Source organism: Pirellulales bacterium (assembly GCA_019694455.1).
GTDB lineage: Bacteria > Planctomycetota > Planctomycetia > Pirellulales > JAEUIK01 > JAIBBY01.
Genome location: JAIBBY010000073.1, coordinates 1 through 16,720 on the forward strand (window position 1 = coordinate 1; position 16,720 = coordinate 16,720).

The 16,720-nt window shown below is 62.4% G+C and carries 12 protein-coding genes; 5 read left to right on the forward strand and 7 right to left on the reverse strand.

Annotated features, from left to right (window positions below):
- Nucleotides 1-371, forward strand: a 371-nt coding sequence (locus K1X71_19445; protein MBX7075322.1) for a hypothetical protein, incomplete at its 5' end; no start/stop codon positions are given.
- Between the two features lie 256 nt (nucleotides 372-627).
- Here K1X71_19445 and K1X71_19450 read toward each other — a convergent pair.
- On the reverse strand, nucleotides 628-2,130 hold the full coding sequence (locus K1X71_19450; protein ID MBX7075323.1) for a porin: 1,503 nt from the start codon (nucleotides 2,128-2,130) through the stop codon (nucleotides 628-630).
- Nucleotides 2,131-2,563: 433 nt separating this feature from the next.
- On the opposite strand from K1X71_19450, the gene K1X71_19455 reads away from it, so the two are divergent.
- Complete coding sequence (locus tag K1X71_19455; GenBank protein ID MBX7075324.1) at nucleotides 2,564-3,919, forward strand: BBP7 family outer membrane beta-barrel protein; 1,356 nt, start codon at nucleotides 2,564-2,566, stop codon at nucleotides 3,917-3,919.
- Between the two features lie 161 nt (nucleotides 3,920-4,080).
- The gene (locus tag K1X71_19460; protein ID MBX7075325.1) at nucleotides 4,081-7,575 is read left to right on the forward strand and encodes a c-type cytochrome; all 3,495 of its coding nucleotides are present in this window, start codon (nucleotides 4,081-4,083) and stop codon (nucleotides 7,573-7,575) included.
- 118 nt (nucleotides 7,576-7,693) lie between these two features.
- On the opposite strand, the gene K1X71_19465 is transcribed toward K1X71_19460, so the two are convergent.
- Both K1X71_19465 and K1X71_19470 read right to left on the reverse strand, forming a co-directional pair.
- Nucleotides 7,694-8,371, reverse strand: a complete 678-nt coding sequence (locus tag K1X71_19465) for a hypothetical protein (GenBank protein MBX7075326.1) — start codon at nucleotides 8,369-8,371, stop codon at nucleotides 7,694-7,696.
- 275 nt (nucleotides 8,372-8,646) lie between these two features.
- Nucleotides 8,647-8,952: a hypothetical protein gene (locus tag K1X71_19470; protein ID MBX7075327.1), complete on the reverse strand. Its 306-nt coding sequence runs from the start codon at nucleotides 8,950-8,952 to the stop codon at nucleotides 8,647-8,649.
- Between the two features lie 238 nt (nucleotides 8,953-9,190).
- Between K1X71_19470 and K1X71_19475 the strand changes: the two genes are divergently transcribed.
- Both K1X71_19475 and K1X71_19480 read left to right on the forward strand, forming a co-directional pair.
- Nucleotides 9,191-10,216 (forward strand): formylglycine-generating enzyme family protein, encoded by a 1,026-nt coding sequence (locus K1X71_19475; protein MBX7075328.1) that lies wholly within the window; start codon nucleotides 9,191-9,193, stop codon nucleotides 10,214-10,216.
- A gap of 654 nt (nucleotides 10,217-10,870) precedes the next feature.
- A complete protein-coding gene (locus tag K1X71_19480) occupies nucleotides 10,871-11,386 on the forward strand; it encodes an MgtC/SapB family protein (GenBank protein ID MBX7075329.1) in 516 nt (171 codons plus the stop codon).
- 10 nt (nucleotides 11,387-11,396) lie between these two features.
- Here K1X71_19480 and K1X71_19485 read toward each other — a convergent pair whose 3' ends face one another.
- From K1X71_19485 to K1X71_19500, 4 genes are all read right to left on the reverse strand, one after another.
- Complete coding sequence (locus K1X71_19485) at nucleotides 11,397-12,587, reverse strand: tetratricopeptide repeat protein (GenBank protein MBX7075330.1); 1,191 nt, start codon at nucleotides 12,585-12,587, stop codon at nucleotides 11,397-11,399.
- A 187-nt stretch (nucleotides 12,588-12,774) separates the two neighbouring features.
- The gene (locus tag K1X71_19490; protein ID MBX7075331.1) at nucleotides 12,775-14,217 is read right to left on the reverse strand and encodes a hypothetical protein; all 1,443 of its coding nucleotides are present in this window, start codon (nucleotides 14,215-14,217) and stop codon (nucleotides 12,775-12,777) included.
- Nucleotides 14,218-14,930: 713 nt separating this feature from the next.
- Nucleotides 14,931-15,686, reverse strand: coding sequence for a DUF4239 domain-containing protein (locus K1X71_19495; GenBank protein ID MBX7075332.1), 756 nt, complete (start codon nucleotides 15,684-15,686; stop codon nucleotides 14,931-14,933).
- A 341-nt stretch (nucleotides 15,687-16,027) separates the two neighbouring features.
- Nucleotides 16,028-16,486 carry a hypothetical protein gene (locus K1X71_19500; GenBank protein ID MBX7075333.1) on the reverse strand — a complete coding sequence of 153 codons (459 nt, stop codon included), beginning with the start codon at nucleotides 16,484-16,486 and terminating at the stop codon, nucleotides 16,028-16,030.
- Between the last annotated feature and the right edge of the window lie 234 nt (nucleotides 16,487-16,720).

Consider the following 16,720-nt stretch of genomic DNA (forward strand, 5'->3'; position numbering starts at 1 on the left):
GCGAGGCGGAGTACGCCGCCCATCAAAAGCTCAAGGCGGAAGGCCGCGCCGGCCCAACTCGCTACCGCTTTGGCCCCGACCTGTGGGGAGACGACATCGACTCCGACATCCACGAGCGCCGTCGCGCGTCGATCTTGTCGGAGCCGTACGATCCCTGCACCCGCGGCAAGTCGCCCCCTGCTGACGACGACGAAGATGAATTTGAATCGCCGTATGACGATTCACTGCGCAGCGATTCACGGCGCGGCGATGCGCCGCGCAACACCCCGCGCGACGACCAAGAACTCTACGGCCACGATCCCGAAATCGCTCGCCAGCGCGAGCAGGATAAAAAACCCACCTTCGTCGACGAACGTCCGAATCAGATTTGAACGCAGCGACTAGCGGTCAGGGATCAGCGATCAGCGATCAGCGGTCAGGGATCAGCAAAGCAGAAAAAAACGCCGCGTGCCATGCTCCACGGCGCAGCCGTGGGCATGTCGATCAACGTGCGAGTCCATCTCGCCCCTCGCCCCCGCGCAGCGAAGCGCAGCAGGGGGAGAAGGTGGCCGACAGGCCGGATGAGGGGGGCCTTCTCTCCTATTCCACTGCTCACCTGATCTGACACGCATGAACAAGCGACCGGTTCTAGAACATCCAGATCATGTCGCCGCCAAGCATCAACTGGTTGACCGCGATCCCATCGTCGAACGGTTTGTTCTTGCCTTCGTAGAAGTCGAACCGCAATTCGGGACGGATGATGAAATTGGGCGTCCGCGAGTAGTTCAGCCCGAACGAGGCGGAGTAAAAGCTGCCTTGGAACGGCGGCTTGTTGGGGTTGGAGGGGCGATTGAGACCGACGCGCACGCCTTGCTCGTCGCGGAACCACTCGAAGCGGAAGCCCAGCTTCCAGCAGTCGTTCAGCGGATAGAAGACGTATTGATCGAGCCCGTACCAGAGAGCGTTCTTGCCGTTGGCAAGCGCGTCTCCCTGAAAGCCGAGCCAGTGATGGAACAGATACTGAAAGCGGTCGGTCAGTTGCATATTCCACAGCGCGCTATAGCGGGTCCGGTTCTTGGCGCCGAACTGCGGGATGCGGGTGTCTTCGTTGCCGGAGATGACGGAGAACGCCGACCAATCGCGAGGGTCTTCGCCGGTCAGGCGAGCGCGACCCATGAAGGCGGCCTGGTTGACGGTGCGATCGAGGGCGTTCCAGCCGTTGACCACGCCGCCATCGACCGTGAAGCGATCCGAGAGGTTCCACGAGGCCAAGGCGCCCCAATGGGTGAACGGCCCGGCGAACATGTAGCTGTACGCCTTGGAGTAGAAGAAGTTGACGGGCGCCGGCACTCCTTCGTAGCCGACCACGGTGTAGAAGTGTCCCACCTTCACCGAGAAATCGCGGTTGCCGATCTGGCCGTACATCTGCGGCAAGGCGAGGCCGTAGTATTGGTTGTTCCAGTCGAGCGAGAAGTCGCGACCGGCTTCCAGCCCCGAGGATCGAGCCAAGAAGAAGTCGTTGCCGAAGAGGACGTCGAAGCGTCCGCCGAGCGAGATGCCGTCGTCCGATTTGAGGGCGCGTTCGGCCACGAAGTAGCCTTGATTGAACATGCCGCCATTGTTGTCGATTTGGTTGTACGGCCCGTTGAAGCCGCTGCTCGGATCGCCGGTGTTGATAATTCCGCCGGCGTTGAGCCAGCCGTAAAAGCGCGTCGAACCGGCGGGGGTGGTGAGCCAATCGCTGGGCGACCAACTCGGCTGGCAACGGCAGCGCCAGGGACCACAGCCGCCGAACAGGCCACAGCCACCGCCACTTTGACCACAAGTGTCGCCGCAGGCGCCTCCACACGTATCGCCGCAGGTGTTGCCGCCCGCGCCGTAGTCTTCGAGATCGTCGAGCAGTTCGGTGGTGTCGACTGGCTCTTGCGCCGCCCGCTTCTTCTTGGCGACGGTATTTTGAGCGATCGGCGTTTGCTGGTCGGCCACTGGCTGTTTGCCGGTGGTCGCGGATCGGCGGCCGCGCGAGTTGTCGGCCGCGTTAGGCGTGTCGGCGGAGGCGGGTTGCGCAGGGGGCTGGGCCTTTTCATTCGCCAAGAGCGAAGGGTCGATGGCCGCCGTGGCCAGCGCCAGCGCGAACAGTGTGCGCAGCATACAACGGGTCTCCAGAGACCGACCGGTCGCCCATTTGCGGGAGGCGATCGGCCGCGAGATGGAAGCACTGTGAGTTGTGAATGGGCAGCCGCAAAGCGAGCGCGGGTCAGCGCCCGGTCTGCGAGTTGTCTGCCGTCCGTTCTTTCGTCCGCGCGACAATCCGCATTTCAACTACAACGTGATTCAGTGGCAAAGCTTGCCCGACCGGCACAACGCGAACGCGGCCGCGCCGCTACAACCGGCACGATCGTCATGGCCCGAAAACTTTGCCTGAGAGTCGGCGGCGGCGAGCAAAGCTGGGGGCTTTGGCGGAACCTTGGCGATTGTTCACATTTCTCTACCGGCGGAAGGGCTGCCGGTCGAATTGATTATTGCGGTTTACCGCCGCTTAACATGCGCGCATGACGCGCGGCCAAGAGACAGCACCGACGCAATGGCGCCGATCCAAACGCAAAACGATCGCCAGCACGTTCGGAGTTGCTCCGCGCGGCAAATGCTGCTGCTGGCGGTGGCCTGCCTGGCCGGCTCGACGGCCTGGGCGCAAATGGCGCCGGTTGCCACCCCAATCCCCACCGCCGGCGCCGCTAGCATGGTGCGCGTGGCCGGGGCCAATCAGCCGCAGGTGATCGTGACGCCAGGGACGAGTTACCCGGCGCCTACCATGAGTCAGACCTTCGCGCCGACAGAGATGGTCGCGCTGGCGCCGGGCGAGACGGTTGTCGGCCAAGCGTGCGATGGCATGTGTCCGGCTAGCCCCAAGGACGATCGCGTCCACTATAGTTGCCCTGACGCGATGGAGTTTTTGCCGGGGATGTGCGGCGAGGGGTGCGCGCCGCCGGCGTGCGAGTGGATTGGCGGCGGCGGTTGGTACTTTACGGTCGACGCGCTGGCGCTCAAGCGCGATCAAGCGAACAACGTGGCGTTCGCCACCTGGGACGATGACGGCAATGTGGCGCTGGAGACGCGGCAGCGCGATTTTCCGTTTCGCTACGGTGCGCAGTTCACCGCCGGACGTACGTTGTCGCCGTGGTTCCGCGTGGAAGGAACTTACTTTGGGCTGGCGAACTGGAACGAGCTGGTCGCGGTGCGCGACAACTCGATCAACGCGTTTGGCGAGCCGGGCGATCTGTTCTCGCGGCTGTCGAACTTTGGCAATCCGCCGACCGTGGGACTCGACTTCAACGATCTGGCATCGATCAACTATTCCAGCGCGCTGGACAACGTGGAGTTGAACCTGCGGCGCCGGCTCGACACGATCTCGTCGATGGAGATGTCGGTGTTTGGCGGGGCGCGCTACATCAGCGTGCGCGAGCGGATGGAGTACTTCACCAGCTCGGCGTTGCCATTGGCGCTGGGCGCGACTAACTCGGTGAACACGCGCACGACGAACGACCTGTTTGGCTTGCAGATCGGGGCCACGCTCAACGCGCCGTTGGACGACGATTTTTGGCTCGGCCTGACCACCAAAGGCGCCATCTGCCAGAACATCGCCAATCAGGACACGGTGTACGCCACCAATGTCGGCGGCGTGGCCGACAGCTTTGCCGGCGGCGCGCGGAAGAACGCCAGCACCTGGGTCGGGGACGTGCAGTTGACCTTCAACTATCGCTGCTGCGAGTGGCTCACCTGTCGCGTGGGCTATCAAGCCACCTGGATGGACGGGCTGGCCCTCGCTTCCGACAACATTCCGGCCAGCGCCGACATCTTGCGGTTTGGCCCCGCGACGATCGAAGCCAACGGCCGCGTGGTGTATCACGGCCCGCACGCGGGCTTCATGCTGGTTTGGTAGGACGCTACGAAGCGCTGCTTAGCGTTCGGCAATTTCAGAGCGACGTGAAATCCGCTCAGTTTCTTCTGCTACGGGCGTTGATCGCGGGCGGTGGGGAGGCGATTCTGTTGGTTGCGCGGCGTCGAGCGTCGCGGGCCGAAGTTTTGCCCAGAAAGTCGCCTATGAATTGGTTTCGCCGGTTGGCAGGTTGCCTTGCCGTTTATGGCGTCTTGGTCGCCGGGGCGGCCGTTGCCGAAGACCCGTTTGCCGCTGGGGTGCGTCCGACCGAAGCCTTGACCCCGGAGGAAGAACTGAAGGCGTTTCGCGTGCCGCCGGGCTTTCGGATGGAGCTATTCGCCGCCGAGCCGCAGATCAACAAGCCGCTCAACATGGCTTTTGACGCGCGTGGCCGCTTGTGGGTGACCAGCACGGTGGAGTACCCATACGCCGCGCCTGCCGATCGGGCCGCGCGCGACAGCGTGCGCATCTTGGAAGACACCGATGGCGATGGCCGCGCCGATCGGATCACGGTGTTCGCCGATGGGCTTAATATCCCGATGGGGGTGTATCCGTATCGCGACGGCGCGATCGTGTTCAGCATTCCGAACATCTACTATCTGGCTGACACTGATGGCGACGGTCGCGCGGACCAGCGCACGTTGCTCTATGGGCCGTTTGGATTTGATCGGGACGTGCATGGGCTGAACAACGCCTTTCGGCGCGGCTACGACGGTTGGGTGTACGCCTGCCACGGTTTCAACAACGAATCGAAGGTGACCGCGCCCGACGGCAGCCAGGTTCACATGGTCAGTGGCAATGTCTACCGCTTTCGCGCCGATGGATCGCACATCGAACTGTTCATGCGCGGACAGGTGAACCCGTTTGGCATGGCGTTCACGCCGTGGGGCGACATCTTCACCTCCGACTGCCACACCAAGCCGATCATGCTGCTGATGCGCGGGGGGTATTACGACTCGTTTGGCCGTCCGCACGATGGGCTGGGTTATGTGCCGCTGGTGATGCAGCACGATCACGGCTCGACCGCCATCGCCGGGGCGGCGTATTACACGGGAGATTTGTTTCCGCCCGAGTATCGCGGCAACTTGTTCGTGGGCAACGTGATGACGAGTCGGGTGAATCGAGATTCGCTAAAGATCACGGGGTCTTCGCTGGCCGCCAAAGAGGAAGCTGATTTTGTCGCGACCGACGATCCGTGGTTCCGGCCGGTCGACATGCAGGTGGGGCCAGACGGGGCGCTTTACATCGCCGATTTTTACAACCGGATCATTGGCCATTATGAGGTGCCGCTGACGCATCCGGGGCGCGATCGCGAGCGCGGGCGCATTTGGCGATTGACGTATGTCGGTCCGAGCGCGAAGGAAGCGACGCCGGCGCCGAACCTGGCGGCGGCGGACGTCGCTGGGCTGATCGCGGCATTGGGGCACCCAGTGCTGCCGGTGCGGATGCGCGCCACCGACGAGTTGACCGACCGGATTGGCGCGGCGGCGGTTGGACCGCTGAGGCAGGCGCTTGAGGCTTCGTCGGCGGTGGTGAAGATCCAGGCGCTTTGGGGCTTGTATCGGCTGGGCGCCTTGGAGCAGGACGACATCGCGCGGGCCGCCAACAGCGACGACACGGCGCTGCGCGGTCATGCGTTGCGAGTGCTGGCCGAAACGGCGAGTTGGCCGAGGGAACTCGACTCGCTCGCGCTGGCGGGATTGACGGACAGCGACGCCTTTGTGCGCCGCGCGGCTGTGGACGCAATGAGCATTCACCCGGCGCCGGGCCACCTGCGACCGCTGCTCGATTTGTGGAGCGCGACGCCGGCCGCGGATGTGCATCTGCGACACAATCTGAAGATCGCGCTGCGCAACACGCTGGCGGGCGCCGGGGCGTTTGCGGCGCTGGATCGCGACAGAGTCACTGCCGGCGAGCGAACATTATTGGCCGAGGTGTGCCTGGGACTGCCGACAAAGGAGGCCGCCAAATACCTGTTGGACTACTTGCAGAGCGACACTGGCGACAAAGCCGACGCAAAGTTGTATTTGACCCATGTGGCCAAGCACCTGCCGGCGGATGGACTGGAACGCGTGGCCGAGTTGGCGCAAGAGCGAGCGGCCGACGATGTTGATCTGCAACTCGATTTGTTAACAGCGGTGCGCAGCGGACTGGCGCAGCGCGGCGCCGAGCCCAGCGAGCGCGTGCGCGAGTGGGCGGTGCGACTGGGGCAGCGGTTATTGCACGACGCCGACTCGACCGGCATCGGCTGGCAGGCGATCACGCCCGATGGCCAGCAGACTGAGCCTTGGAGCGTGGAAACGCGCAGCGCGGCGGATGGCCAACAAGGGCCGTACTTGAGCAGCCTGACGCGCGGTGAGGGATGGAAAGGAACGTTGCGTTCGGCCGAGTTTGTCATTCCCACGGCGCTCGAGTTCTTTGTTTGCGGACATTTGGGACCGCCCAACCGTGAGGCGCGGAATGACAATCTTACGCGGCTTTGTCTGGCGGATAGCGGTCAGACGATCGCCGCAGCGCTCGCGCCGCGCAATGATGTGGCGCAGCGCGTCGTGTGGAAGTTGGAACAGTATGCGGGCCAGTTGGGCTACATCGAAGTCGTCGATGGACTCGATACGCCGGGCTATGCCTGGATTGGGGTGGGGCGATTCGAGCCGCCCGTCGTCAGCACGCCGACCGTGGGGCTCGATACGCTGGCTCGTCGAAATACGGCCGCGGCCGAGTTGGCAGAGCAAATGCGATTGACGGAATTGGCCGAACCACTCGGCAGGCTGGCGCAGAACCGCAGCGTGCCCCCCGCGCTGCGATCGGCCGCTGCCCGCGCGGTGGCGCGACTGCACGATAGCGAGCTAGGCGCCGCGCTGGCGAGCGCGGCAGCGAATGATGCGATTGAGCCTGCGGCGCGAGTAGCGCTATTGCAGTCGGCGGTACGAGGAGAAGCGGCCGAACAGGAACGTTTGGTGACCGAACAGATGAAATCGGCGCCGGTACGCGCGCAGGACGCGCTAGCCTCGGCGCTGGCCGACAGCCGCGTGGGGAGCGAGATGCTGTTGCAAATGATCGAGCGCGGAGAGGCATCGGCCTATCTCTTGCAAAACGCCACGCTGGCGCAGCGATTGGGGGTGGCGATTGGGCGCGACGCGGTGGAGCGGATCGGCCGTCTCGTTGCCACGCTGCCGAGCCGCAGCGAGGCGGTGGAGCAATCGATGCTCGAACGCAAAGGGGCGTTCGCCGCCGCTAGTAGGAACCAATCGCGCGGGCACGAAGTGTTTCGCAAGCGCTGCGCCTCGTGTCATCAAATCAAGGGCGAAGGGGCGGTGATCGGTCCGCAATTAGACGGCATTGGCGGACGCGGGCTCGATCGGCTGCTCGAAGACCTGCTCGATCCGAATCGCAACATCGATCAGGCGTTTCGTACCAAGACCTTCGCGCTCAGCGATGGCCGCGTGTTGACGGGCCTACCGCGGCGCGAGGAGGGTGATCTGCAGATCATCGCCAATGCGGAGGGGAAGGAGATCGCGTTTGCCCGCGAATTGATTGACGAGGCGGAGCCGTCGGCATTGTCGTTGATGCCGGAGAATCTGGCGCGAGACATTCCAGAGGGAGAGTTTTTCGATCTATTGGCCTACCTATTGGCCCAGCGGGCGCCGAGCGACAAGTGAGACTGGCCAGTGGCATTTGGCCAAGCCGCGCGCTAATGATTTCGCCACCCGGACGGGGCTCGCGCGACCCTGCGCGATGAACCTCCGGCCAAACAACGCCCCGATTCTCTTTTTGTCACTACCGTCGCCGGCGGTTATGAACGCAGAGCACGAAGCCAAGCGCGCCGGTCATGCCGAGCACGAACATGCTGGGTTCGGGCACGGCCACAATGATGCGGACCTGATCCATCACCGCTGCGGCACTAGAGTTGAACAAGATGTTCAACAGGTTCGCGTTCCAAAACAAGGTGTCCGGCGTGATGGGAAACGCGAACTCAGCGCCGCGATAGGCGAGTCCGGTGGGATATAGCGTGCCGGGGTTGCCGAGCGATGCATCGGTGGCGTCGAGCAGGCTGTCGGAGACGATGATGCCCAGAATGTTGTTGGGCGCCGTCCAGCCACCGAGGATGCTGCTAAAGGTGTTGCGATCGGTTTCGCGGTGCAGGAGATAGCTTTGCACCACCGTGCCTTGGGGGATGAGACCCAAAGCGTTGGGATTCGCCTTGCCATAGAGGCCGGGGTTGATGATGTCGACCGGCAAGGGGTTGGCCAGTGTCTGCTGCGACTCGAAGAACAAGAACATGTCTGGATTGCTAGTGAGGGCGTTCGACTGCACAGAGGGAGGAGCGCCAATCACGATGAGCGCGGCCGAAGAGGCGGGCGCGAAGACGACAAGGACAAGATGGGCGATGACTAGGCCGCGCGCCAGCAAATTGCACGTCCAAGACGCGCGCAGCCGAATTGAAATCCGGTTCATTAGAGCCACCTGCGAGAAAGAAATTGGAAGAAACCGTAGAGGGGGTGCCCGACTAGGTCTTCTTTCTCACTAGCGACTCCAGTAGCCAACTCCAGACAAATAGAACTCGGACGACTTCCGGTAATTTATCCTGACCTGCCAACAATTCAAGCAAAATATGGCGGCTGTAACACTTTTGTTGCGCGACTTTGAATGTTGACCGTAAAGCGAATCAGAACCGGCGGTTATGGAGATGGTTTCTGTCGAAGCGACGACGATTGGCCATGAATTTGCGTTCACAAACAGGGAGTTGCGGGGTTTTCGACAAAGCGCGGCAGCGTTAGTAAAAAGCTGGCGCCCCCTATTTCATGGGGATCGTACTGGAGATCGCCCCCCATCCGTTGCGCCAACTGTCGACTCAGCGCCAGTCCCAACCCTACGCCCGGCCGTGATTCGGCGGCCTCGCGGGCCGATTTTTGAAACGGTTGAAACAGTCGTCGACGCTCGCTTGCGGCAACTCCGGGACCATGTTCGTGGAGTCTGAAAATGACGGAGCGCCGATCGGCGCGATGCGCAATTCGTGAGTCACTGCCGATGCAAATGCGGCGCTACGTTCGCTCAGGCGGATTACGCCAAGGACCAGTGCCGTGATCGCGGCGGCGTTCGGTTTGGCTTTTTTCTCGCTCAACAGAATTGTCTGAAAGAATTAACGCAGTTGCTTGACAATGGGGGGGGGCGCGACATTACCCTCTCACTCGCGGATTTTCCCTCATCGTTATCAGTGTGGCGCCTCACGCGACCGTTTGCTGGCCAGACCCGGACTAAAAAAAGGAAACGCTAATGCGCAGAACAATACTTCGGCGCTTCTTTTTACTGAGCGCTGGTCTAGCGCTCGCTTCGCTACTCATCCAGCCCGCCTCGGCCGTGACCATCCCCACCGTGCCGATTGGCAACGCGGGGAACGCAGCCGATCCGTTAACCGGCAATCTCTACGGTAGCGTGGGCTACAATTATCGTATCGGCACGACCGAAGTGACCAATGCGCAGTATGCCGAATTTTTGAACTTCAAAGCGGCCAGCGATCCGTTGGCCCTCTACAACACGAACATGGGGAGCGATCCCCGCGCCGGGATCACGCGTAGCGGCGTCAGCGGCGCCTACACGTATTCCAGCAAGCCCAACATGGCCGACAAGCCGGTGAATTACGTGAGTTGGTACGATTCGATCCGTTTTGCCAACTGGCTCAATAACGGCCAAGGCGCCGGCGACACCGAAACCGGCGCCTACACACTGTTGGGCGGCACGGCCACGCCCAGCAATGGCCTGAGCATCACGCGCAACGCGGGGGCGAAGTGGTTACTACCGAGCGAAGACGAGTGGTACAAGTCAGCCTACCATCAGCCGGCGGCGCAAGGGGGCGACGGTGACAACTACTGGCTTTACCCCACGGCCAGCAACACGGCGCCCACCGTGGCCACTGCCGACATCGCCGGCAACATTAGTAACCCGGGCGCGAACGTGGCAAATTACTATAACGGCGCCATCTGGAACGGCCTGTACGGCAACGTGACGACAGTCGGTAGCGCCGGCCCCTTGAGCGACAGCTTTTATGGCACAGCGGACCAAGGCGGCAATGTCTGGGAATGGAACGAAACGCTCATCAGCTCGCCGTTTCGAGGTTTGCGCGGTGATTCGTGGGGTGGCTACGCGGTCAACTTGCAGTCCTCGGCCCGGGACAGTTCCCCCCCGGCGCTCGAGGACGTCAATGTCGGGTTCCGCGTGGCAACCGTCCCTGAGCCAGGTACGGCAGTGCTCGGGATGATTGGTTGTGCGTTGATGCTGTGGTGGGGACGGCGGCGCAAGTAGCCGAGGCCATAGGCCGCGTCCCGCTTCGGCCAGATTCGACCGGGTGTGCAAAGCCCACGCGACCGGGCCAGGCCCAGGGACTACCCAGCTATTCCGCGTGCCGGTGACGTGAGCGGGCAGGAAAAGAAGCAGGCTTGCGCCGCGGCGAGTAGCAGCAATCGTCGAATGCCGCGGACAAGCCGATCTCGCCCCGCAGCGTAGAATTAAGCCCGACAGTACCCGCTACGGTCGGCCCCCGCGTTGCGGTCGTCAATCTCTCACATTGGTTTCGCGCAGCTCGCGAAACGAATGACTATCGGCGTTGGGGACCGCGTCTTGCAAGTTCGCATTCGATCCAGCGGCAACAAAGACGCCTCAGTCTTGTTCAGGTGAACTTGCTTTTGCGACCGCACTTCCGCCGCCGTCGCCGCGCTAGTGAGCATGAGCTGAACACAGAGAAGCAGGCAAACGATCGTGACAGTTCGCATCACATCATCCTTCGGTATGGCGTGGATTTCCGCGGTTGATTCCGCCACTGGATTCTAGAAGCGAGCGCGCGGTGATTGGGTAACTGTCTGGTAACAAGGGCGCCCAACGTCGGCCGAGTGTTCCCTCGTCGGGCCGTGGCGCGCATAGTGGTGGGGCAGCGGCAACAGCTTTCAGGATCAGACATCCATGAGCGAAGTGTTCGAACAACTCATCAACGGATCGCTTGACTATCCCGATGTGATGAGCGTGACCATCCGCCTGTGTTTGGCCACCTTGCTGGGGGCAGTGCTGGGGTTTGAACGCAGCCTGACCGGCAAGCAAGCTGGCATGCGCACGCATATGCTGGTGTCGCTGGGGTCGGCGCTGTTCGTCATGGCAGCGGTTGAGTCAGGGGCGTCGGCCGACGCCGTGACACGCGTGATACAAGGGACGGCGACCGGCATTGGGTTTGTCGGCGCCGGCGCGATTTTGAAGGTGGGCGAAGAGAATCGCGTGCGCGGACTGACCACGGCGGCGAACATCTGGCTGACGGCGGCCATTGGCACGGCCGTTGGCGTGGGACGGCTGTACTTGCCGACCTTGGGGGTGATTCTGGCCTGGTTCACGCTGTCGATCGTGGAACGGCTGGAAGCGCGTATTGAGCGCAAGGCCAAGAAGAAACACGCTCACAAGCCCCCCGCCAACGAAACCTCTGGCCCATAAGCCCAACCGCTCAAGGGCGCGCCAGTCGCGCGGCGGCCAGTTCTGCCCAGGGGCTTTCTGGAGCGAGGCCGACAAAGGCCTGCCAATGAACCGTCGCCTCGTCGCGGCGCCCCAGGTCGTCAAGCGCGCGGGCGAGTTGATAATGCGCGTCGGCGTAGTCAGGGTGAAAATCGAGCGCGCCTTGAAAGGCGGCGACAGCCAGTTCGGGCTGGCCCTCTTCCATCAGCACGCAGCCGAGATTGGCACGCGCCTCGACGAGATCTTCGTCGATTTCCAGCGCCATGTAGTAGCGCTCGCGGGCGGCGGCGCGATCACCCACGCGGTAGAGCAACTCGGCAAGTCGAAAGCAAAGCTCGGCATCGGGCCCCTTGGCCGCCAGCGCTGCGCGACATAATTCGATCGCCGGAACAAGCGCGCCGGAGTCTTCGCACTCTTCCGAGGCGGCGATGAGTTCGGCGGGCGTGGCGCCGAAGGGAAGGCGCCGGGCCAGTTCCGCCGCCGGAGTGGCGAGCGCGGCGGTGTGCGGTTGGGTGACGGCATCGGCGGCTTGAAAGTCGAAGCGCCGCTGACCGCCGGCTTCGATGAGTCCTTCGCCGGCGCGGAGCAGCAGATCTTGACCTTCGACAATGATCGACAACTGCGAGAGGGGGCGGTCAACTTGCGGCAAATAGTCGCGCCAGCGGGCGAGCTTGCGTTCGATGGCTTGGGGAGAGACGCCGGCAGCCAACAGATCGGCCAGACGGCGCGCGGTGGCCACTTCGCGATAGTCGAAATAGGCGAGTCGATGGACCTGCCGCACGGGCTGTATGAGCCCGCGGCGCTGCCAGCGGCGCACAATAGCCACGGGGAGCTTGAGCAGGTCGGCCAGCAGAGCAGGCGTATAGAGTTGTTGCACCTGATCGCGCGGTTCGACCAGGCCGAGGCGTTCCCAGAGCCGCGTTTCGCTCCAAATTTCGAGGCGGCCGGTATGGGCGGCGGCGGCCAGTTCGTCGTCCAACAGTTCGGTGGCGGCGGCGTCGGACAAGCTGGCGTCTCCGCCGACCACGAGGGTGTCGATGGAGGCGTCGACGCGATCGGCCACGGTGGCGCCGTGCTGCCGTAAGAGATCGGCGGCGGCGCGGCGATTCATCGCCTCCAGCTTGCCAACTAGGGCGATCGTGCGACCGACGAGCGCGGTCAACGTGGAACTGCTGTCATGCATGACGTGCCATCCTTTGCACCGATCTTAAGACGGCCCGCGCGAAATTTGAACCCTGTCGATTTCATGGAGGAAAATCTGCTGCGGTCTTCTTTCGCTTTGCGGCGAGCGTCGTTGGCGCCAAAAAGAACGGCGGCGGGCTTTGCAGCACGCCGCCGGGCGTCGATTGGATTGGGCGGGCCAGGCCGCACTAGGTGGCCTTGTCGCCCGATTGGACCGGGGCATCGCTCGGCGAGGGCTCGGCCTGTTCTTCGTCAACCGGTTCGGGCAGCGGCTTGTTGGGATCGAGCTTGGGCTGCTCGGTTGGGGCCTCCGCGGCGGGCTGTTTGGCTGACTGCGGTTGCTCGATCGGCTTTTTTTGCGTGGTCGCCGGGGCGGAATGTTGCGGCGGGGCGGGGGTAGGCTGCGGCTCGGAAACGATGGGCGCCGGAACCAAGGTGGCGGCGGGCGTCGCGCTGGCACAGGTCGGTTCGACGTACACCGGGGCCACCGGCGCCCAGCGGAGCGTGGTGTGCGGAATGCGGTAGGTGTAGGTGACCGGCGTGCGGCGTTCGACGCAGCGCGGGGTGCGAATGACTTCTTGCGTCGCCACCTGACGACAGACGCGAACCGGCGTCTGCTCGACGCGCTCTTCGTAGATCATGCGGCAGGTTTGCACCGGCACTTTGCGGACGATCTCTTCTTCGACAAAGCGGCAAACTTGCACCGGCGTTTGCTGCTGCACGCGCTCGACGACCTGGCGGCAGACCTGCACCGGGGTTTGGCGAACCTGCTCTTCCTGGACGATGCGGCAAGTTTGCACCGGGACCTTGCGGACCATTTCTTCGTCGACAAAGCGGACGGTCTGCACGGGCACTTTGCGCGTCATCACGCGTTGCACGAAGGTGGTTTGCGGAATTTGCTGGGCCACGACGTTCGACTGCCAGACGCGCTGCGTGGTGTAGGTGTCTGGCTGCTGGACCGGAGTCCAGGCCAAGCCGCCGCGGCGATAAAACGACTGGCCGGTCGCGGGGTCGACAGCGCAGCCAGAGGGTTGCCAGGCGAGTTTGTTGCAGATACGGCCCGGTTGCCGCACGCACTGGTCGACGAAGCCGCCGGCATCGACCATCTGGGTGCGGTACGTGGTGACCGGTTCGTTGACAGTGTATTGCTCTTCGCGCTCGGCGGTCTCCAGCACCTGGCGGCGAACGACGAAGCGCTCTTCACGCTCCGAGGTTTCGTAAACCGGGCGATTGACCACGAAGCGCTCTTCGCGCATTTGAGTCTCAACCACGTTTTGGACGCGATCGAAGCTGGTGTCGCGCATCTGCGTTTCCCACACCGGCTTTTGCACGCGGTAACGCTCCTCGCGTTCGGCGGTTTCCCAGACGGGGCGGGCGACAGTGTAGCGGCGCTCGCGCATTTCGGTTTCCCACACGGGTCGGTAGACCGTCACGGGGCGCTCTTCGACGATGGTTTCGGTGTCGACGCGGTAGTAGGTGGCCTGCCGTTCTTCATACCAGGTTTCGTAGACCGGCCGATAGGCGCGGACTGGGCCCTGGCAGGAACCGCAGGCATCGAATTGGGCAAAGCTGGCGGCGGATGATAGGGCGGCGCCCAACACGCAGGCGCTCGACAACAAGAAGCGACGCATCGAAGAATCTCCCCCCGACCGACTCTGGCGAATAAAAATCAACGGCCCCCATGGGCGTTGCAGTTCACATTCCGAACGCAAGAAACTTTAAGAAATTCAATTCGTAAGTCTGGCGGACCAATCGCCAATCTGCAAACAGAAAAGTTTAACACCGTATTGCGCTTCGCGCCGAAGCGCAGACGCCAAGAGAGTTTGCGATGGCGGAGAATTTTGCCGTCTGGCTGGCGGGAGGTGGCTATGTGGCAAACCGGCAACAATTTCTTGCGCTAGCAGTAGGCTTGTAAGCCGCGTGGATTCAAGTGGTTACGCATTGCATGGAGCGGCGCTGACTGGGCCTGTTGATTAAAAACCACGCGGCGCGATCGGTCTGTGGCGAACAGACCGCATGCGCGGCGTGCGCGGGGGCGCTGGCCACGGCCAGGGAGAAACTGGCCCGTGGGAAATTGGAAAATTTACAAGCGGCGCGCAATCGTTACATATTGCGCAGTCGGTAAAGGTTATCGATTGTGGCGCAGCCATTCACGCGTCGGGAAGGAGTGAAAAGTTGTCGTGATCGGCGAGGCGCAATTGGAGCGGCGGCGCCGTCGCCGAAGTCCCCGGCGGCAGATTCTGAACATGCGCAGCGACGCCGGCGAAGCGCGACTTTAGGCGCCAGCCGCGCGAATGCACGCATTCTTGACGCAGAACTTGAAAGGTTGGTTGTTCAAACCTGGTCATTTCCCAAGGTGGGCGATCGCATCCAGGAACGGCGTGTTTGGGATTTGCACAAGCCCTGCAAATGGGCTCTGCAGTTCCAGGATCAGAAAGATCGCCCCGGCCACCGAAAGCGCTGCCAGCAGCAATGCCGCGACCACCGTGCCATTGCTGGGCGCGAATGTGCCGAAACTCGCAAACAACACGGCGAACCAGAATGCCAACATGTACAGCATGGGGCCTGACGCTGTCGTTTGGGCTTGTTCGTACTCCAGCCAGCGCATTTGGCCAAGCTCCAAGCATAGCGCGACAGCGTGGTCTTTGAGCGTCGATTGCAACTCATTGTTTGGCGCCAACGATTGGGTCGCAGCCAGCAGATCTTCCGTGTGCAAAGCGCTAGGATCCAGTTGTGATTCGCTGGTTTGCCAATCGGGCCACATGCGCTTTGTCACCTGCTCGACGGCGTGGCGATACAGGACGCGCACCGCATGGGTCTCGGGACCAAAATTCGCCAGCACGCGATCGAGATAAATGACTTTGGCGGCCATTTGAATCACACCGTCCGATTCTTTGTCGTACGATTCCTTTGCCGACGCGACAAGCAAGCCGAGGATCAGCGCGGCCATGGTTGCCACGAACCCCATCGCCAACTTCACGGTCTCTTTGGTGTCCGAGCTGAGATGATGTTCTGGCAAGGCGCGGCGCAACAGCATTCCGCACAGCGCAGCGCCAAAAGCGCACACGAACACCATCAGCGAAGTTGTAGTTGTGCTCATCGATTCGTTCCGGTGGCGACGTCTGCGATAGTCTGCCGAATTGCGTTCCAACAGAGTAAACCAAGTCATAATTGACGGGCGTCAATCTAGCGGCCCTGGCAACGGTTCGCCATATGCTGGGACGATTACAGTAGCCGCTTGGTGGCCGGTCAGGCGTGACGGGGCCGCGTGAGTTCGCCGCAGCATGCCACTGGTTGGCACATCCCGCGCGGGGCACTCAAAGAGAAGCCGACCGACCTGCGCGTTGCGGCGTTCGCATCGCGCAGGTCGATCGTGCGGCAGCGCATTTCGCAGGGCCGCAGAGAGTCTATGCGGATCAAGGATGCCGACAAGGACGGCGATCAGCTCTGCGTGTATTCCTTGAGGAAGCCGCGGAATAGCACGGCATGGGCCTCCTCGTCGCTCAAGAGCTTGATGGCCATGTCTTGCGTCACGTAATCTTCTCCGTCGGTCGCCTTGATGATCTTTTTGTAGTGGGCGATCGCGGCTTCCTCGGCTTCGATCACCGCCTTGATGACCGAGACGACGTCGGTGCTATTGCTGCTGGGCTGCAGCGAGGTTTGGGTGAACTTGAGCTTTTGCGAACCGGGGGCGGCGCCGCCGATTTGCTTGATGCGGTTACCGAGTTGCTGAGCGTGGCTCAGTTCGCCGGTCACGTCGGCCGCGAGCGACTTTTTGATCTCCTCGGCGCGGACGCCGTCGAGATTGATGCTGGCCGCCAGATAGTTGGTGACGGTCTCGAGCTCCATGTTGTAGGCCGTGGTGAGCATCTCGATCACTTCTTTATTGGAAGCAGCCATGTCAACCTCCTGGTTTTGATTAGTGATTGTGTTGCGATTCGTGTGGGTATACGCCGCCCCCAACAGTCGATCGCTTTTTTTTGGCGCGACCCGGCTACGGCTGGGCGCGCTGGCGATCGGCCAGTCGCTCGGCGACCTGCGCCGCGTAGTGGCTGAGTTGTGTGTTCTCGGACTGGGTCAAGGGTTGCATCGCGGTTTGCAAAGCGGAGACATCGACGGATGGATTGGCGTCGA